The 19032-nt window shown below is 39.5% G+C and carries 18 protein-coding genes; 13 read left to right on the top strand and 5 right to left on the bottom strand.

The window, feature by feature from the left end; all coding sequences use genetic code 11:
• The first annotated feature begins 319 nt into the window (after positions 1-319).
• On the top strand, positions 320-400 hold the full coding sequence (locus ACRPLY_RS08650; protein ID WP_016765202.1) for a YjcZ family sporulation protein: 81 nt from the start codon (positions 320-322) through the stop codon (positions 398-400).
• Positions 401-588: 188 nt separating this feature from the next.
• Here the strand turns inward: ACRPLY_RS08650 and ACRPLY_RS08655 are convergent, their stop codons facing one another.
• Complete coding sequence (locus tag ACRPLY_RS08655; RefSeq protein WP_016765201.1) at positions 589-675, bottom strand: YjcZ family sporulation protein; 87 nt, start codon at positions 673-675, stop codon at positions 589-591.
• Positions 676-848: 173 nt separating this feature from the next.
• On the opposite strand from ACRPLY_RS08655, the gene ACRPLY_RS08660 reads away from it, so the two are divergent.
• The 4 genes from ACRPLY_RS08660 (at position 849) to ACRPLY_RS08675 (ending at position 6789) form a co-directional block, all read left to right on the top strand.
• Positions 849-1346 (top strand): tetratricopeptide repeat protein, encoded by a 498-nt coding sequence (locus ACRPLY_RS08660; protein ID WP_028415012.1) that lies wholly within the window; start codon positions 849-851, stop codon positions 1344-1346.
• A 409-nt stretch (positions 1347-1755) separates the two neighbouring features.
• Positions 1756-3834, top strand: coding sequence for a gamma-glutamyltransferase (gene ggt, locus ACRPLY_RS08665; RefSeq protein WP_325076609.1), 2079 nt, complete (start codon positions 1756-1758; stop codon positions 3832-3834).
• 391 nt (positions 3835-4225) lie between these two features.
• The gene (gene rocF, locus ACRPLY_RS08670) at positions 4226-5125 is read left to right on the top strand and encodes an arginase (RefSeq protein ID WP_034270538.1); all 900 of its coding nucleotides are present in this window, start codon (positions 4226-4228) and stop codon (positions 5123-5125) included.
• A gap of 230 nt (positions 5126-5355) precedes the next feature.
• On the top strand, positions 5356-6789 hold the full coding sequence (locus ACRPLY_RS08675; RefSeq protein WP_432231735.1) for an amino acid permease: 1434 nt from the start codon (positions 5356-5358) through the stop codon (positions 6787-6789).
• 50 nt (positions 6790-6839) lie between these two features.
• Here ACRPLY_RS08675 and ACRPLY_RS08680 read toward each other — a convergent pair whose 3' ends face one another.
• Complete coding sequence (locus ACRPLY_RS08680; protein ID WP_432231736.1) at positions 6840-8012, bottom strand: hypothetical protein; 1173 nt, start codon at positions 8010-8012, stop codon at positions 6840-6842.
• A 167-nt stretch (positions 8013-8179) separates the two neighbouring features.
• The gene (locus tag ACRPLY_RS08685; RefSeq protein ID WP_028415008.1) at positions 8180-8413 is read right to left on the bottom strand and encodes a hypothetical protein; all 234 of its coding nucleotides are present in this window, start codon (positions 8411-8413) and stop codon (positions 8180-8182) included.
• A gap of 157 nt (positions 8414-8570) precedes the next feature.
• Here ACRPLY_RS08685 and ACRPLY_RS08690 point away from each other — a divergent pair, with 157 nt between their 5' ends.
• From ACRPLY_RS08690 to ACRPLY_RS08700, 3 genes are read left to right on the top strand one after another with little or no spacing between them, the layout of a single operon-like run.
• Complete coding sequence (locus tag ACRPLY_RS08690) at positions 8571-10193, top strand: spore germination protein (protein ID WP_047749992.1); 1623 nt, start codon at positions 8571-8573, stop codon at positions 10191-10193.
• Positions 10183-11412, top strand: coding sequence for a Ger(x)C family spore germination protein (locus ACRPLY_RS08695; protein ID WP_028415006.1), 1230 nt, complete (start codon positions 10183-10185; stop codon positions 11410-11412). The genes ACRPLY_RS08690 and ACRPLY_RS08695 overlap by 11 nt, the downstream gene beginning before the upstream one ends.
• Before the next feature lie 17 nt (positions 11413-11429).
• Positions 11430-12545 (top strand): GerAB/ArcD/ProY family transporter, encoded by a 1116-nt coding sequence (locus ACRPLY_RS08700; RefSeq protein WP_028415005.1) that lies wholly within the window; start codon positions 11430-11432, stop codon positions 12543-12545.
• Between the two features lie 28 nt (positions 12546-12573).
• On the opposite strand, the gene ACRPLY_RS08705 is transcribed toward ACRPLY_RS08700, so the two are convergent.
• Positions 12574-13983 carry a polysaccharide deacetylase family protein gene (locus ACRPLY_RS08705; protein WP_432231737.1) on the bottom strand — a complete coding sequence of 470 codons (1410 nt, stop codon included), beginning with the start codon at positions 13981-13983 and terminating at the stop codon, positions 12574-12576.
• Positions 13984-14143: 160 nt separating this feature from the next.
• On the opposite strand from ACRPLY_RS08705, the gene ACRPLY_RS08710 reads away from it, so the two are divergent.
• From ACRPLY_RS08710 to ACRPLY_RS08720, 3 genes are all read left to right on the top strand, one after another.
• Positions 14144-14644, top strand: coding sequence for an RNA polymerase sigma factor (locus tag ACRPLY_RS08710; RefSeq protein ID WP_028415003.1), 501 nt, complete (start codon positions 14144-14146; stop codon positions 14642-14644).
• Positions 14641-15504 carry an RsiV family protein gene (locus ACRPLY_RS08715; RefSeq protein WP_034270511.1) on the top strand — a complete coding sequence of 288 codons (864 nt, stop codon included), beginning with the start codon at positions 14641-14643 and terminating at the stop codon, positions 15502-15504. Before ACRPLY_RS08710 ends, ACRPLY_RS08715 begins: the two co-directional genes overlap by 4 nt.
• Before the next feature lie 195 nt (positions 15505-15699).
• On the top strand, positions 15700-16230 hold the full coding sequence (locus ACRPLY_RS08720) for an HTH-type transcriptional regulator Hpr (protein WP_028415001.1): 531 nt from the start codon (positions 15700-15702) through the stop codon (positions 16228-16230).
• A 40-nt stretch (positions 16231-16270) separates the two neighbouring features.
• On the opposite strand, the gene ACRPLY_RS08725 is transcribed toward ACRPLY_RS08720, so the two are convergent.
• Positions 16271-17560, bottom strand: coding sequence for a protoglobin domain-containing protein (locus tag ACRPLY_RS08725; protein ID WP_432231738.1), 1290 nt, complete (start codon positions 17558-17560; stop codon positions 16271-16273).
• A 185-nt stretch (positions 17561-17745) separates the two neighbouring features.
• Here ACRPLY_RS08725 and ACRPLY_RS08730 point away from each other — a divergent pair, with 185 nt between their 5' ends.
• Complete coding sequence (locus ACRPLY_RS08730; RefSeq protein WP_033579928.1) at positions 17746-18420, top strand: NlpC/P60 family protein; 675 nt, start codon at positions 17746-17748, stop codon at positions 18418-18420.
• A gap of 252 nt (positions 18421-18672) precedes the next feature.
• A complete protein-coding gene (locus ACRPLY_RS08735) occupies positions 18673-19020 on the top strand; it encodes a DUF2642 domain-containing protein (protein WP_274862864.1) in 348 nt (115 codons plus the stop codon).
• Positions 19021-19032: the final 12 nt, after the last annotated feature.

The following is a 19032-nucleotide window of genomic DNA, read 5'->3' on the forward strand; positions in this document are numbered from 1 at the left end:
CCTTCGATGAGGCGATTTTTTTATATTATTTATACGTTCAAGACATATAAGAGGTTACGCACAAAACAGTTGCGATGAATAAAAAGAAGGCAAAAACAAGAACAATGGGCAATTTGGAATGTCGGCGCATTAAAGCCCCTCCTTTTTTATAGTAAAAAAATCTCTTACTATATATAACGAAAGAAACAAAAATATGATTCACTTTTTTTGGCGAAATTTGAAGGTTTTTCTCATTGGAAAAATCCGCACCCCTGTCCTAAACATTTTGCCAAGCTGTTGCATACACTAAAAGCAGATAACAGGAAGTGAGGGATGGTACGTGGGAAAACAAAATTTTGCGTTAATCGTCGTGTTATTTGTTTTACTTGTTATTGTAGGTGCGTCTGGCTTTCGCTTTTAAACGTTAACTTTATTTGCGCATAGCCCCCGTCAAAAAGGGCATACTAGGCGGAAGTAAAAACCAAAAATTTCTTCAATATTGCCGAACAATGAGTTCCTCTACTCATTCATCTAATCGGTATGTAGCCATGCGAAAGCATGGTTTTTTTGAAATAGGAGAGGATGAATGATGTTCATCCTCTCTAGAAATTAGTAGTAGCAAGAACACCCTACGATTACTAATAGGATAAATAAAACAACGATAAATGAAAAACCAAAACCGCCTTTTGCGCCCATATGTGTAACCTCCTTTAATAAAAGTCTCTATATCCTATGTACTAATTGGGTTAAGTGATTGAGAAATTTGCCTATTTTTTAATGGTAACGTTTTTTGTGAAGAATGAAGAACACTTACTTTTTTCATTTGCGCAGAAATCCTTTATGATAAAGAGGAAAAGGAGGGCAAATAGGTGGGAATACATGCACAATACGTCATGAATCAGCTAGAAGAGGGAAAGTGGAAAGAGATCAAGCGCGAAATTCAACAAGAAATGAAGAAAAAACCTCAAGCATCTGATTTGTACTGTTACTTAGCCGTTTGTTTAGCAAAGCAAATCGAAGAATCAATTATCTTTGAAAAAATGGTATTGAACTTAGAAATGGACCGGGCTCTTCATCAGGCATTAACATTAAATCCATCTTCAAGTTTGGCGCACTTCGTTCGAGGAATAAAATATCGGGAAACTCCGCTCATGTTTGGAGGGAATTACGAAAAATCGCTGTTTTATTTGCAGAAGGCGCAAGATCTTGGTTTTGAAGGGATTATGCTGCCGCTCGAACTCGCCAAAACCTATATTCAATTAAAAGAAATGGAAAAAGCGAAAGAACAAATCGCCTATGCTCGGGAAATCAATCCTACGCACGCGGACATTAAAAAAGTCGAAAACATGCTCCAAACAGGACGATGAATCTAAAGTCCTGTTTTATTTTTGATTTTCAGAAAACGTATGCTGATTTTCATAAAGGATTGCTTTTTATATAACAATAAGAATATTTATAAAAAATTTAAGAAGTGCATGTAAGTCGAACGACTTCTTAACTGCTAGATTTTCTACATTATTAGAGCGTTCAGTCTACATAGTTCCAAAAATAGTAAGAAACTATCAGCCTATGGATAAATTGTTAGAAAATATAGATAATTGTAAATGAATAGAGAGAAAAGTTAAACATGCGATTAACTAAAAAAGCAAAGGTATGATTTACTTTGCTTTTTATTTATACGCATATGTAAAAAATATCATAATAAACCAATTTATTCTTCGTGAAATCCATCGTCTCAGGCGATGTGAAATAATGTATTTGAAGGAGGAGACCCAGATGAAGGTTATGAAGATGTTGGCTATTACGTTATTTAGTTTATGTTTAGTTGTCACACCAGCTGCTGCTGAAGTTCCGGGTGTCGACCATTCAATGAAACGGGGTGCTACACAAGGAATTGTAGCGGCATCTCACCCGCTGGCTGCTGAAGCGGGGAGGAAAGTGTTAGCTGAAGGCGGAAACGCTGTAGATGCGGCAGCGGCCATTCAACTATCTCTAAACGTTGTGGAACCGATGATGTCTGGTATCGGCGGCGGCGGTTTTATGATGATTTATGAAAAAAAGAAAGATAAAATTACGATGCTAGACAGCCGTGAAATGGCACCGGCTGATGTCACGCCTAAGCTGTTTTTAGATTCAAAAGGAAAAGTCATTCCTTTCAGTAAACGTCACATAACAGGAAAAGCAGTTGGAGTTCCTGGTACGTTAAAAGGAGTAGAAACAGCCCTTGAAGATTATGGAACCATGGACTTATCAGATGTTATTAAACCTGCGATTACTCAAGCGGAACAAGGAATTAAAGTGAATTGGTCGATGGCTCAGTATATCGATGAAAATGCGGACAAGCTTGAAAGATACCAAACGGCCGGTAATGTATTTGTACCGAATGGCAAGCCGTTAAAAGAAGGAGATAAGCTTGTTCAGCCTGATCTTGCGAAAACATTAAAGCTTATTCAAAAAGAAGGGTCAGACGCTCTTTATAAAGGAGAAATTGGAAAAGCGCTTGTTAAAGAAGTTCAAAAACGCGATGGAAGCATGACCATGGATGATTTAAAAAATTATGTTGTAAAAGAACGCGAGCCGGTAAAAACAACTTATCGAGGCTACGATGTGGTTAGTGCGGCTCCTCCTAGCTCCGGCGGATTAACCGTGCAGCAAATTTTAAAGCTAATGGAAGGTTATGATGTAGAAAAAATGGGTTCCAATACGCCACAGTATTTGCAGCATTTAACGGAAGCGATGCACTTAGCTTTTGCGGACCGCGCGGCGTATATGGCAGATGAAGACTTTTACGAAGTGCCGAAAAAAGGCCTGTTAGATGAAGATTATATTAAAGAACGTCGTAAATTAATTAATCCAAATAAAGCAACGCCTAATGTTAAAGAAGGAGACCCTTGGAAATATGAAGGAAAAGAAAATCCAAATAAAGCAACGGTAACGGAAGAAAATCCAATCGGCCAAACGACTCATTTCTCTGTTGTAGACAAATGGGGAAACATGGTTTCTTACACGACTACCATTGAACAAGTTTTTGGTTCAGGAATTATGGTTCCTGACTACGGATTTATGCTCAACAATGAAATGACGGATTTTGATGCCACTCCGGGAGGCGTGAACCAGGTTGAGCCTAAAAAACGCCCTCGAAGCAGCATGTCTCCAACGATGCTGTTAAAAGACGGAAAGCCGTTCATGGCAATTGGTTCACCGGGAGGCCCAACCATTATTGCGTCTGTAGCAGAAACGATTATGAATGTTATTGACCATAAGATGCCGATTCAAAAAGCGATTTTAACGCCTCGTATTTATTCAAGCGGCTATCCAACCGTAAGATGGGAACCTGGTTTTAGCCAAGATACACTCCTTGAAATGATGGCTAAAGGACATGCGTTTGAAGAAAAGCCAGAGCATATTGGAAATGTCCAAGCGGTTATCTATGACTATGAAACGGGGAAAATGTACGGAGGTGCTGATAATACGCGCCAAGGCACGGTATTAGGAGTAGACGCAATTAAATATGTATCCAAACAGCCAAAACCAATTAAAGAAGAGAAAAAAGGAGAGTTTACGGTCGAAGTCAACCGTGCCGTGTATCCATTTACTGATAAGCAAGTAAAACTGATTGATGGAAAGCCTTACGTTCAGTCCGACCGCCTGCTGCTAGGGTTAGGCGTCATTGATTCGAGTGATTTAAAGCTGTATAAGCCAAATCACCACTCCTATTTATCGGTTATCAAAGTAGCCAAATCACTTGGCTACAAAGTGAAATGGGATGAAGAAAAGAAAGTAATCTCATTAGAAAAAGATCCTGGTGAAAACGATACCGGCGATGATGAAGAAGGAGACGTTATTACAAATTAAATGGGATAAAAGTAGCTTAGTTGAAGGAAGATCCGAACGTGTTTGATTCTTGATAGAGAATCTAAAGCGTTCGGATTTTTTATTGCGATGGTAAACGTAGGTTTCATTTATATATTGGCTCACTCCTTTTTAAGAAAGCAAATAAAATTGGCGATTTTAAACCAAACGACAAAAAAATTTGCGTAGTTTGCCAAAAAGTTGTAGAAATCGACAGTTTTTTTGGCATGTGTAAGAAAAACTGTGATAAAAAGACTGATAGAATGCTACAAACAAAGTTGGCATCATTTTTGCATAAGAAATAGACGAGGGGCTGTATCAATGAAAAAATACATAGTTAAATAAACGCCTATGTTTACTTCACACAGACTAACATGCAACGGAGGTATAGAAAATGAAAAAAGAAATTTCAATTATCGGTGTACCAATGGATTACGGGCAAACAAGAAGGGGCGTAGACATGGGGCCGAGCGCAATCCGCTATGCGGGCATGAATACACGCTTAGAAGCTCTTGGCTATACCGTACATGATGAAGGCGATATTAAAGTAGAGATTAAAGAACGGGCAGACGTGGATAAAAATACGAATTTGAAAAACTTAGCGGCTGTAGCCAGCGGAAATGAACAGCTTGCTGCAAGAGTTGAAGAAGTGAAAGAGCAAGACCGCTTTCCGTTAATATTAGGCGGAGATCACAGTATTGCAATTGGAACGCTTGCAGGAGTCGCGAAAGGTTCAGAAAATTTAGGCGTTATTTGGTATGATGCTCATGGTGATTTAAACACCGCTGAAACATCTCCATCGGGCAACATTCACGGCATGCCGTTAGCGGTGAGCCTGGGTATAGGACATCCTGTACTTTTAAATATTGGAGGGTATACACCAAAAATTAAACCTGAAAATCTAGTTATTATCGGTGCACGCTCGTTGGATGATGGTGAAAAAGAGTTAATTAAAGAAAAAGGAATTAAAGTGTATACCATGCATGAAATTGATCGTTTAGGTATGACGCAAGTGATGAAAGAAACGATTGATTATTTAAGCGGTACAGACGGTGTGCACCTGTCGCTGGACTTGGACGGCTTAGATCCAGATGATGCACCAGGCGTAGGTACACCTGTAAAAGGCGGCATCAGCTACCGAGAAAGTCATTTAGCAATGGAAATGTTAGCGGAAGCAGACATGGTGACATCCGCTGAATTTGTAGAAGTGAACCCCATTTTAGATCAGCATAACAAAACTGCAGAAGTAGCGGTTGCGTTAATGAGTTCATTGTTTGGTGATAAGCTTTTATAAGAAAAAGCTACTTACAGGTATCGTGTGGAGAAAATCTTTTATGATCCAAGAAACGGTCATACAGGACTAAGCGGCTGCCATCCTCGCTACGGGGGTGGCGCCATTTGAAAATCATCCGGCATCAATTGACTTCAGTCAGGAAGAGCTGCTTAATAAGCGGCTATAAAAACAAAATAAACCTAAAAAAATGAAAGCGATTTCATTTTTGTGCAGCAAAGGGAGGAAATGGGATGAATATTCCACAGGGACAGCCAGGAGAATTAAAAAGAACGATGAAAACAAGGCATCTTTTTATGATATCACTAGGGGGATGTATTGGTACCGGTTTTTTCCTTGGGTCAGGTTATACCATCAATGAAGCAGGTCCGATGGGAGCAATGATTTCCTACTTAGTAGGAGGGATCATTATGTATCTAACGATGCTGTGTCTTGGAGAATTATCCGTTGCTATGCCAGTTGCAGGATCGTTTCAAACGTACTCCACTAAATTTATCGGCCCTGCAACCGGTTTTGCGATTGGATGGCTGTACTGGCTAGGATGGGCAGTAACGGTTGCACTTGAGTTTTTAGCTGCCGGACAGTTAATGCAAAGATGGTTCCCAGGCTCGCCTGTTTGGTTATGGTGCGCCATTTTTGGAGCGTTAATTTTTTCACTAAATGCACTTTCAGCTAAAGCATTTGGTGAAACAGAATTTTGGTTTTCAAGCGTTAAAATTTTCGCCATCATTATGTTCATTGTGGTAGGTGGAGCGGCAATGTTTGGACTTATTGATATGAAAAGCGGACAGGAAGCACCGCTTTTATCAAACTTCTTTGCCGAAGGGCTGTTTCCAAACGGTGTAACGGCTTTGCTGATTACAATGATTACGGTGAACTTTTCGTTTCAAGGAACAGAATTGATTGGAATTGCGGCGGGAGAAAGTGAAAATCCGGAAAAAACAATTCCAAAAGCGATCAAGCAAACGGTTTGGCGTACGCTTTTCTTTTTCGTCTTATCCGTGTTTGTCTTAGCAAGTATGATTCCTCGTGAAAAAGCAGGCGTTGTAGAAAGCCCGTTTGTTGTTGTGTTAGACAGTGTAGGTGTACCTTACGCGGCGGATATTATGAACTTTATCATTTTAACAGCTCTTCTTTCAGTCGCAAACTCTGGGTTTTACGCGGCTACACGTATGCTTTATTCTCTTTCAAGAGAAGGAATGGCAAGTCCTGCGCTTGGAAAAGTCAACAAAAGAGGTGTACCGTTTAATGCACTATTAATTACGCTTGTGATTTCATGTTTTTCGCTGCTTTCAAGCGTAGTGGCAGCTAAAACCGTTTTCGTATGGCTGATTTCACTCGCTGGACTTGGCGCTCAAATTGGCTGGATTGCGATTACAGCTTCACTGCTTGCGTTCCGTCGTGCTTACGTGGCTAAAGGTGGAAAAGTAGAAGATCTGAAATTTAGAGCACCTCTTTATCCGGTTCTGCCTATCGTAGCGCTTATTACGAACTGTATTGTTATGATCAGTCTTGCGTTTGATCCTGAGCAGCGAATGGCGCTATACTGCGGAGGTATCTTCTTTATAGGCTGCTATGTTTATTATTATTTGAAAATTCGAAAACAAAATCAGTCAAAACAGGAGCAAGAAGTTCAGCTTGCGGAAAATAAACGAATGATTATTTAACATAAAAACCCGGAAAATCATGATTTTCCGGGTTTTTTATGTACTTGTCTTTAGCTATCTAGTGTTGTCTCTTCATTTTTACGGCGGCGAAGTCTCCATAGCGTGATAAGGGCAAGCAGTGTAAGAACGATACCGCTGCCGAGCAGGATATGACTCACTGTTTTATCCTGCTTTTTTTGGCCTTGTTCAAAATATTTCTTGTACATCGCCACCGCAGCTTTATTTTGCTTGTATTTTTTCGGAACGCTCATTTCTTTTCCTAGTTTCCAGCCATCTTTATAAGCTTTTTGCTGTAAAGATTTCACATCTTTATTCGAATAAAAACCTGCTTTGTACCATTTTTCTAGTTGAGGCTTGTCCTGAAGACTTTTAGGCGCTCTATAGGTCTGATAAGTGAAAGCTGAGTCGTATCCATCTGCTTTTACGTCTTTTTGTTTTTGTTTTTGTCCTTTTTCATATCCTTGTTCAAAGGCTGTTTGCAATTCGCCCTCTGCTTCTGCAGGTACTTCGAGTGGAAGGTCGTGATAGCCTTGTACGTAGCCTTGCTTTTCAAACTGCTTTTTTTGCTGATTCAGTACTTCGGCTTGAGAGGTTTCGAAGCCTTCTGTAAAAGCCTGACGTGTGACATCCTCATCATCATACATGCTGGGAACACTCATCGAATCATTTTCAAGACCTTGTTCATAGCCTTCTTTTTTTGCTTTAACAGATAGGTCCATTAAAGAAATAGCTTTTTTGTAGCCTTGAACATAACCTTTATTCCAGTCGGATGACTTAGAAGGGAAGGGGTCGATTTCTGATTGAATAGTAGCATGTTTGTAATCAAGGACGCCTTGCTGATAGCCTTCCTCTTCGCCGGCAGCCATTTCATTTTCTTGTTCAGTCTTGAGTTCTTCCTCTTTTTGCTGCTGTCCTTTTTTATATCCTACCGTATACCCCATCATAAACCACGTGAATTCTTCAGAAGATTTGTCCAGTCCTGTTGTTTGATCGAACTGCTCGAATTTTTTCTGTGCGTATCCATCTTCTTCTCCGAGGGAATAGCCTTCTTGATAGAGAGAGTCAAAAATAGCTTTTACATCTTCAGTTTTATCCACGTCCGTTGACTGGTCCACAACATCGGAAGAGGAATCCGGGGAATCAGGAGTAGCATAAGAAGAGATGGGTTCACTTGCAAGAATAAGTAAGCAAGCTGTACTAATAACGGCTAATTTTTTTTTCATCATTTCTTCACCTTTTAGTTCAAAGTTAATATTTATTTTGTAGTTTAAGCGTACAGCTTTCCATGAAGAAAGGCGTGTAAAAGTTTCTCCAATTATGAAAATTATAACATTTAAATGGAAAGGAGAATAGGTGGTAAAAAGGAGAAATATGTGTTTTTTACGGAGTTTTATTTTTGCTGCTGTTTTGCTTTTTTTACTTTAAATGAGCGGTAAAATACTTCAACTACAAAACAGAACAAAAGGAAAAAAAGGACAAATAATTCAGCAAACTCCATAACACGAAACGGACTGTAGGCATTTTGCAAGGCCATGGAAAAACTAAATCCTTGCATCATATCCACGCCGATAGAAAATCCCATTAAGCATCCTAACAGCAAAGCTGATATCCAAACGATTTTCATATGTCTCACTCTCCGTTTTTATTTTTTTTTCAAAAACATTCTACTGATAGTTTTTGTTATTTTTTTGGTCTTACGCTTTGATTGCTCTATTAAAAATTGCATACAAAGCATTTATTTGGAAAAAGCTAAAAAAAAGAAAAGAAAGGTGTTTTTAATCGTGCCTTCTTTATTTAAAAATAAAAAAAGCAAAGACAATAAAAAGGAAACAGAAGGTTCGCTACCAGAGGAACAAGAACTGCTGATGCAGTCGCTTGAAGGTAATATAGCTAACATAAAAAAGCGAACGGGGAACAGCTCGGATATGGTGATCCGCTATATAAAAATTGGGGAAAGGGCAGCCATTCAAGCGGCTGTTATCTATATAGACGGAATTGTAGACAATCAGTCTATCCAAGAGCTTTTAGTAGACACCATGATGAAAGATGACGTGTTTTCTGAACCAATAACACCTCAAAACGCCTTTACGTTATTAAAAGAAGATGTAGTAGGAATTGGAGACGTTGCGATTTTACATACGTGGAGTGAAGTGTTTCCCGCCTTGATGTCAGGAGACACGCTTATCTTGATAGATGGAAACAACCATGCGATGAGTGCAGGTACGAAAGGCGGGGAGTGGCGTTCAATTCAAGAACCGACTACACAGCTTGTCGTTCGAGGTTCTAAGGAAGGGTTCACGGAATCGATTGCTAAAAACATGCCCATGGTCAGGCGAATTATCAAATCGCCTGACTTATGGGTAGAAACGATGAAGATTGGGAAAGTAACGCAGACAGACGTTTCGATGATGTACATTAATGGGATTGCCAATGACAAAATTGTAAAAGAAGTAAAGCAGCGTCTTAACCAAATTAATATCGATAGCATTTTAGAATCAGGCTATGTAGAGCAGCTTATTGAAGACCAAACGTACACTACTTTTCCTACAATGTATCACACGGAGCGTCCCGATATCGTTGCAGGAAATCTCTTAGAAGGGCGTATTGCGATTTTTGTAGACGGAACGCCATTCGTGCTGATTGCACCTGCTGTCTTCATTCAGTTTTTTCAGTCTCCTGAAGATTATTATTCGCGCTTTGATATTGCCACGTCGATTCGTTTTTTACGCATTCTTATTTTTTTTATTTCACTGATTGCACCGGCTACGTATGTAGCGATCACAACTTTTCATCAAGAAATGGTTCCGACGAAGCTGCTCATCGCCATTGCTGCACAGCGGGAAGATGTTCCGTTTCCTTCCTTGGTTGAAGCGCTCATTATGGAAGTCACATTTGAAATTTTGCGAGAAGCTGGTATTCGACTTCCAAGGGCGATCGGTTCTGCAGTTTCAATTGTAGGAGCGCTCGTGATTGGGCAAGCATCGGTTCAAGCAGGGATTGTATCTCCAGCGATGGTTATTGTTGTAGCGATGACGGCGATTGCAAGCTTTGCGACGCCTTCATTTGCCATTGCGATTTCTGCTCGGCTCATTCGCTTTGTTTTTATGATTGCAGCGGCTACTTTCGGGTTTTATGGCATTATCCTGTGCTTTTTAATGATGATTGTTCATCTCTGCAGTCTTCGTTCATTCGGTGTTCCATACATGACGCCTCTTGCTCCATTTATTCCGAGCAATTCAGGTGATACCATTGTTCGCATGCCGTGGTGGACGCTTAGACAAAGACCAAGGCTCATCAGTAGTGGAAATATGGTGAGAGAAGGAGACAACCAGCAGCCAATGCCTCCTAAAAGCCGGGGAATGGCAAACACTACGGTGAAAGAAGGCGATCAAAGTGATGCGTAAAGGGCTTTTATGTACAGTTATGGCATTTTCGATTTGCATCCTTTCAAGCTGCTGGAGCAGTAAGGAATTAACCGATTTAGCGATTGTCGCAGCGATGGGAATTGATAAAACAAAAGATGGTCAGTATCAAATCACGCTGCAAATTATTAATCCAGGTAACGTAGCCGGCGGTCTTCAAGGCGGCGGGGGTGGTACCCAAAGTCCGTCTGTTTCCGTATACGGAGCAAAAGGCGCAAACTTAGTAGAAGCAAGCAGAAGAGCATCGAGCACGGTATCAAGAAGACTGTACTACGCTCATACAAACTTAATTGTGATCGGAGAAAGCCTAGCGAGAACGGAGGGCATTGATGTTATTATTGATGGCATTGACCGAGATCCGGAATTTCGAATTACATCTGATATGGTCATTGCAAACGGCGTAAAAGCTTCCAGTTTTGTAAAATCTCTTACGCCAATTGATAAAATTCCAGCTAATAAAGTCCTTAAAACGCTGGAGCTCACCGAACAAAAGTGGGGAGAACATATGAAAGTATCGGCTCAAGAAGTTATGAAAAACCTTGAATCCCCGGGAAGTCAAGCGCTGATGTCAGGGTTTGGAATAAGAGGTAGCGCTCAAAAAGCCCAAACGCTGCAAAATCTTCAGCAAACTGCTCCTGAATCGACTCTTCGTGCAGAAGGACTCGGCATGTTTAAAGATGGGAAGTTGATTACATTTTTATATGGAAAAAAAGCGCGAGGCGTGATGTGGCTGCGGGATAAAGTGCAGGGAACAGATGTGAATATTTCATGGAAAGATAAAAAGAAAGCCATTGCTTATCAAGTCGTCCGTCAGCGAACAAACGTGAGTGCAAATATGGTAAACGGCAAACCAAAGATGATTGTACGAACTAGAGTAGAAGGAGATATTGGTGAAATGGAAGTACCTATAGATATTAAAAATCCATTTGTGATTCTTGATATTGAAAAAAAAATAGAAGCAGCGATTGAAAACGAAATAAAAGAAGCGTTTGCTTTTGCTCAAAAAAAACAGACGGACGTTGTGGGATTTGGAGAAGTCGTGCACGAAAATTATCCGAGGCAGTGGAAAAGGCTTCAGCATGAGTGGAGCGATGTGTATTTTCCTGAAGTGGAGATGGATGTGAAAGTAGAAGCGTATGTAAGACGAGCAGGTTTGCGAAACAAGTCGTTTATGTCTGATGCGGTAAAACAACGCCAGTAAACAGGAGGGAGCAATGAGTGGAAAAAGTGAAAATTAGCTCTGTGCAGTTTTTTATTTTAATTGTCCTTTTTGAACATGGAAGCGCATTGCTCATTCCGCTTGCAATGGATGCAAAACAAGACGCCTGGCTTGCTATTTTACTCGGTATGTTTGGGAGCTTATTGCTTTACCTCATTTACTACCGGCTGTATAGGTACTATCCTAACATGCTGCCGACAGAATACATGCAAAAGCTGCTAGGGAAAGTCTTGGGATCTGCACTTGCTTTTTTATATTTGCTTCATTTTTCATATGCTGCCGCTCGCGTACTTCGTGATTTTGGAGAAATGCTGCTGACATTTGGCTACCCCGACAGTCCTTTGTTTGTCGTGAACGCGATGTTGATGCTGTTGATTATTTATACCGTGCACAAAGGACTTGAAGTAGTGGCTCGGGCAGGAGAGCTCATGTTTATTTTGATGTATATCTTGGCTGTAGCAGGATTTGTGCTTATTTTTGTTTCAGGATTAATTGATTTTACTTCTTTAAAACCAATACTTGGAGATGGGATTTGGCCGGTTTTAAAAACAGTCGCCACTCAGACTCTGTATATTCCGTATGGAGAAGCTGTTGTGTTTACGATGATTTTTCCATATGTAAAAGATCCTAAAAAAGTAAAGCTTGTAGGCCTTTGCGGTATTGTACTAAGCGGCATTAACTTAGCAATCACCATGGCGATTAACGTGAGTGTATTAGGGATAGGGTTGACTAACAGGTCGGTCTTTCCGCTTTTAAGTACGGTAGAGAGCATTAGAGTAGCTGATTTTTTAGAGCGGCTAGACGTGTTTTTTATGATTGCGTTAGTCATTGGAGGGTTTGTTAAAATCAGCGTCTTTTTTTACGCGGTAATTGTGGGGCTTTCCACGCTGTTTAAGGTAAAACGACCTTCTGCGCTGACATATCCTGTTGGCACGGTGATTTTATTTTTTTCTCTGACGATTGCAAGTAATTTTCAAGAGCATTTAAAAGAAGGCTTAACGATTATGCCGGTGCTACTTTTTATCCCTTTTCACGTAGTGATTCCGCTTACGCTGCTCTGTATAGCCTTTATTAAACATCGCATAAAAAAAACAAAAGCGCTGCAGCCATCCTAATGGCTGCAGCGCATTCGTCTGCGATCCTCTACTGCAAGTGCAGCTGTTCCCGCTCTTTTTTTACTTGTTCTAGCTGTGAAATCGTAACAAGCTGATATCCTTGTGCGTGAAGCTGCTTCATAATTTCAACCGCTGCTTCGGCACTTGTTTGATAAATATCATGCATTAAAATAACTTTTCCGTCTCCGACTTGGCTCATAACTGCTTGAACGGAGTGAGGAACGTTTCGATATTTCCAGTCTTCAGGATCGATATCCCATAGAGTCACGCCAACATTTCCGACATAACGTCTTACATTTGCATTCACAGCTCCATAAGGAGGACGTACATGCAGTGGTTCATAGCCGCTCACTTGTTTAATAAGCGCTTGGGTATCGCCTATTTGGTGTTTGACCTGCGCTTCATTTAAACGTGTGAGCTGAGGGTGGTCCCAAGAGTGATTTCCGACTTCGTTGCCTTCCTTCACCATACGTTCGATTGTTTCAGGATAATATTGAACGCGGCTTCCTAACACAAAAAAGGTAGCGTGTCCGTTCACTTCTTTTAATCCATCTAAAATCACATTGGTAGATGCAGGGTTAGGTCCATCATCAAAGGTCATCGCAACGACTTTTTTAGTTGGATCAATAGGCGCTCCTTGCTGCGGCATTTCGTTAACGATATGTTTTGGAGGCGTTTCTTTGACTTTATTTTTATTTGCTGCTTCGTCTTTGTAAGCATCACTCAGCATGTCTTTAAATAAATCTTTTTGGATAGCGATTGTTTTGGTTTTCGTTTGTTCAGCACCTAGCTGATAAGGCTTAAAGTAGATCACAATACTGTTTTCAAGCAGCGCAAACTGACTGAAATTTTGATTGGCTGCCTGAGTTCCTTTTTGAAGGCCCGGGTCAAAATCAGCTTTTTTCATTTGTTTTTTTAATTCAGCATATGAAATAGCCGAAAGGCGATCTAAATAGTTTGCATTCTCGTTAAATAAATCCTTTAACGTCATTTGTTTTTGAGCAGGCAAGTCAAATGTAAAGGTTTTGAGAGAAGACGTTCCTTTCTCTCCATTTATAGATTCATATTCATCAAAGACAACGCTTAGCGTTTGCTTGCTGTAATGGACGATTTTATATGTAATCGTTAATTCAGATTTTTTCTTTTTTGACTGCTTCTTCAGCTTTTTTTCATAGTGTGCCACTTGATCTGTTACGTAAGCTTGAATGGATTGATCAATTTCTTTTTTACCAAAGGAAGGGTAGCTAATGGCATAGCCTCCGTCGGTAAGGTCCTTAACTAGCGTTTGAATTTCAACGTCTGGATAGGTTTGATCTGTTTGAATACTTGCCGTTTTTTTCTCTGTACTGTTTGCTTTGACGATATACCCTGCTGTACCAAGAAACAAAATACAGCATCCAAGCAGTGTCAAAATACGTTTGTAGCCCATGGTTTTCATGTAGTAATATTCCCCTTTTTGTATATATCTACCTAATAGACGCATGAGACCATCATTTAGTTTTACTTTTTTTTAAAAAAAACCAAACTATTTTTCTACTCATTCCGTCTACCTTATAGATGTACTTCAGCAAGAGAAAATAGAAGGGGTATGAAAGACAATGAAAAAACACGATGCACATCAGATGCTCGTAGCATGCATAACCGAGCATAAAGCAGATTTTTACCGGCTTGCTTTTAGCTATGTAAAAAATCAAGAAGATGCGCTTGATATTGTGCAAGAATCGATTAAAAAAGCACTCATTTCAATAGACAGTATCAAAGATATTCAATCGATTAACAGCTGGCTTTATAAAATTGTTGTACGAACAGCAATCGATTTCCTGCGTAAGCATAAACGTTTAACGCTTATGGGCGATGAAGAGCTTGAGTATCTGAGCAGCGGACGTGAAGATCAGTATGAAGATATTGATTTAAAGCAAGCAATGGATCAGCTGCCGATTAAATATAAGACCATTATTATTCTGCGGTTTTTCGAAGATTTAAAAATGGACGAAATTGCGGAAATCATTGAGGAAAATGTAAATACAGTAAAGACAAGGCTATACAGAGCGTTGAACCTGTTGCGGATTACGATGACGGAGGAGGACTTAGAACAATGAATGAAAAAATAGAAAAGTTAAAGAAGCAGTATCATGACATTCCTATTCCAGACGAATTAGATGGTGTTGTTGCACAGGCACTTTCTTCACACCCTCGTAAAAAGAAATTCTATATTTGGCCGAGCTCGATTGCGGCAGCAGCGATGATTTTTATCACAACGGTGAATGTAAGTCCAGATGCGGCAAATGCAATGGCAAAAATTCCTGTACTGGGAAAAGTAGTAGAAGTAATTACATTTGAGGAACTGAAACAAGAAGAAAAGCATTCTCGTATTGACGTGAAAACACCATCGATTTCAGGCTTGGAAAACAAAGGTCTTCAAACAAGCTTAAATGAAAAGTATATAAAAGAAAATGAACAGCTGTATGAACAGTTTAAAAAAGAGATGAAAACATTACGAAAAGAAGAGAAAGGAAACGTGGCTGTCAGCAGCGGCTATGATATTATGACGGATACCGATGATTTGCTTGTGGTTCATCGATATGTGGAAGAATCGAGAGCTTCAACGTCGAGCGTTAATCAGTACGACACGATTGATAAAAAACACGAAGTGCTCGTTACGCTTCCAAGTTTGTTCAAAGATAAAAGCTATATAAAGGTCATTAGTGAAAATATTAAACAGCAAATGAAAGATCAAATGAAGCATGAAGAAGGCAAAATCTATTGGCTGACTGAAGAAGATATGGATCCTTTTAAAGAGATTGCTGAAAATCAAAGCTTCTACATTACAAAAGATCACAAGCTTAGAATTGTATTTGATAAATACAAAGTCGCTCCAGGATATATGGGAAACATTGAGTTTGAAATTCCAACGGACGTTATTTCAAACCTTCTAGTTGGTAAAAGGTATATTCATTAAAAACCAGGCGTGAACACTGAACGTTCACGCCTGGTTTTTACATAAAGAAACGTTTAAATTTATTTTTATGCAAAATAAGTTGAAATATATAAGCAATCATGTATAATATTCTGTATATATTTTCATTCTTTTTATTTATAAAGTCTTAGGGACAAATGATGTGAACGGTTGCATTTCTAGAGAGGAAGTGAAGAGGTGAAACGCACGTTAAATCAAGATACGATTAAAGATGCCATGCTGTTTAATCAGCTTGTGATGCAAGTAAGCAAAGCTCTTTGGAAGTCTACTGAAAAGGATTGGGAACAGTGGGTTAAGCCGTACGATCTGAGCATTAATGAGCATCACATTTTAGGGATTGCTTATCAGCTGGAAATTGCGTCGATGACCGACATTTCAAAGCTAGGCGTCATGCATTTATCCACAGCTTTTAACTTTGCAAAAAAATTGCACCTGCGGGGCTATCTTACCCTTTCTAAAAATGAGAAAGATAAGCGGAATACATACGTGCAGCTCACAGAAGAAGGAAAAAAGATGTTTTTAAAAACGATCGAGGATTATAACCCTCTTGAAAATCCTTTGTTTCAAGGAGCGATGCCGCTGCGAGATGTTTATGGAGAGCTGCCTGACTTTGTTGAGCTGACGGCTCTGATTCGAAGCATATACGGAGATGATTTTGTCCAGTTCATCGAACGTTCTTCTCAAGAGCCCGCTAGCTTGAAAAAATAAAAAAGCCTTCTTGTGCAAGCTGAGAAGGCTTTTTTGCATATCAACTTTTTTCAGTTAACCGTTCAAGTTCTTCTGAGGAATGGGCCATCTTCTCAATCCGCAGAGATAGCTGCTTCATTGCGTTAGCGATTTTATCAAGCTCTTTTTTTGTTAGAACGGTTTGCTGTTTGTTCTCGGTTGTTATGCTAAGGACGTTCGTGAAAAAAGAAGTAATGTTGTTCATATTGTCAGCCGTATCTTTTGTTAATGTAGCGACTTCTCCACCTAACGCCGAAACGCTTTCGATTTGTTTTTGAATGTCTCCGATAAAAGTAGAAATATTAGAAATCGATTTCTTCGTTTCTTCTGCAAGCTTCCGTACTTCCTGTGCTACCACTGCAAATCCTTTTCCATGCTCACCTGCTCGAGCAGACTCAATTGAAGCGTTTAATGCCAATAAATTCGTTTGCTCCGCAATAGAAGTAACAATCGAAACGATTTGATGAATTTGCTGTGATGTATGTTCGAGCGTTTTCATTTTGTTTTGAATGAGCGACGTATTTTTTTGTATGCTTTCCAGCATGTTTTGTTCTTCTTTTAATTTTGCTTGACTCGTAACGGATTCTTTCTCAATGACTTCTGCCAATTGGGAGCTTTTGTTTGCATAAGAAACGACGTCAGAAGACTGATTGTGCATTTGATTCATAAATTTCTTCGTTTCTTCAGATAACGAAGAAAGGATAGATGATGTACGAGAGATTTCTAGCTGAATTTTCTCTTTTTGAGTCTGAAGTCCAGCGCGCTGCTCGTCATATTCAAGCTCATAGGCTTTTAACACAATTTGCTGTTCTAGACTAATAAGCTTTGTCATACTTGCAATAAAAGCAAGACAATCTTCTTTCGATTCCATCGTACGTTCACATACTGAAAGAAGCGACGTAAATAAATTTTGAAATGCGCACAAATACCAGTTTGGCTCAAGTCCAATTTTAACGTGCATCTTGGAAATTTTTTGACGTTTTACCACAAAAGCGTCGTCTATTTGTCCATCAAACATTTCTAAGATGTGCTGTTTTAACGTTTGTTTTAATGCATGGACGCTGCTGTGCTTTTCGATAATCGCAACCAAATGAGCCTGTTCGCCAATAGCTTTATAAAAATCATTCACGATTTCTTCGATGGCGTTCAGCGCGTGAACTTGAAATCTGGCAATGCGTTCGAGATCCTCTGCCGTTAAGGAAATCATGTTAATCTGCTTTTTTATCATCGGGTCCGATACATGAAGCTTTACAGTGATGGATTCGACAGCCGCGGCTTCGGGGTGCACGTTGTTTCGTTTAAACCAATTCATGTTTATCACCTTTATTTGCTAGAATAGTTGTTTTTCTCTTCTTCTTATATTTCGGCGTTTTACGTCCAAGAGTTGAGGCTGTTTAAAAAGATTGTTATCAAATTGTTATCTTCTATTAATTGAATTGTTATCCGCAGATGGTATGGTTGTACGGTGCTTAAAACATGATTCGGGGAGGAAACGAAATGAAAAAAATGCTATCGGCGCTTCTTGTAGGAGGAGCTTTATTTGCAAGTCCGGCAATGGGACATGCTGCGTTTGGCGACACGGTTTTAAAACAAGGGATGACAAATGATGATGTTGAACAAGTTAAAACGGTGTTAAAAGATAAAGGATTTTTAAAAGGCGAAGTATCGCGTTATTTTAATTATGAAACAAAAAAAGCGGTTATGGCTTTTCAAGAGAAACATAACCTAGAAGCAGATGGAATTGTTGGAGAGAATACATACAATGCATTAGGTAAAGGCGGCGTTGTAGAAGGCGAATCAGAAGTGAATACGGATAAAGTAATCAGCAAAGCAAAATCCTTAATGGGCACCCCGTACAAATGGGGCGGCACTACACCTTCGGGATTTGACTGCAGCGGATATCTTCAGTATGTATATAAAGAAAGCGTAGGCGTTGATATTCCAAGAACGGTTGAAGATATCTATAAAGCAGGTGAAAATGTAAGTGAACCGCAGGTAGGAGATCTTGTTTTCTTTGAAACGTACAAAGAAGGTCCTTCTCATGCAGGCATTTATCTTGGAGACGGACAGTTTATTAACGCATCGTCTTCTAAAGGCGTTACAATTAGCGATAAAAATTCAAGCTATTGGAAAGAGCGCTATATAGGAGCAAAGCGTATTGCAGTCAACTGATTCATAATTTAATAAATAAACAAGGCAAAGCTTAAAGGCTTTGTCTTTTTTTGTTTTCGTTTCAACAGGACTAGGTAACAAGGATCCTGTGTAAAATGGGCTAGTCATGTGCGTATTTGTATGAAAATACGACAAAAGTTCTGTCACCTTTACGACAGAGCTTGTATATATTGATAAAGTAATCTCTTAAGTTAAGTCAATTGTTGTAGGTAATTTGAAGGGATAACAGTATAAAAAGGAGGAACAAACTTTATGTTTTTTTGTTGTTACCGTCGCTATGTAGAAAAGATAAAACACCTGTTGTTTTCAAATCGATTTGCTGAATTTATTCAGGAAAACACAAAAAAAGCAGTAGAAGACGTTGTTTATTCCGACACGTTTAAAGAATATGTGATCAGTATTATTAAAGAAGCTCAAGAATCACCTTTTAAAGAAATTGCCAATCAGTATATCGGACAAGAAGTTGTAATTGAAACAACGGCTGGTCCGCTTGAGGGCGTCGTGACGTTTGTTGGGGATAACTATTTAGAATTGATAGAGTCTTCCACATCAACGGTATTACTGCCATTTACAAGCATCGTCACCATTCAAAGTGCTTAAACGAAAGGAGAG

Origin of the sequence: Priestia sp. TGN 0903 (assembly GCF_050846855.1) — a bacterium.
Classification (GTDB): domain Bacteria; phylum Bacillota; class Bacilli; order Bacillales; family Bacillaceae_H; genus Priestia; species Priestia zanthoxyli.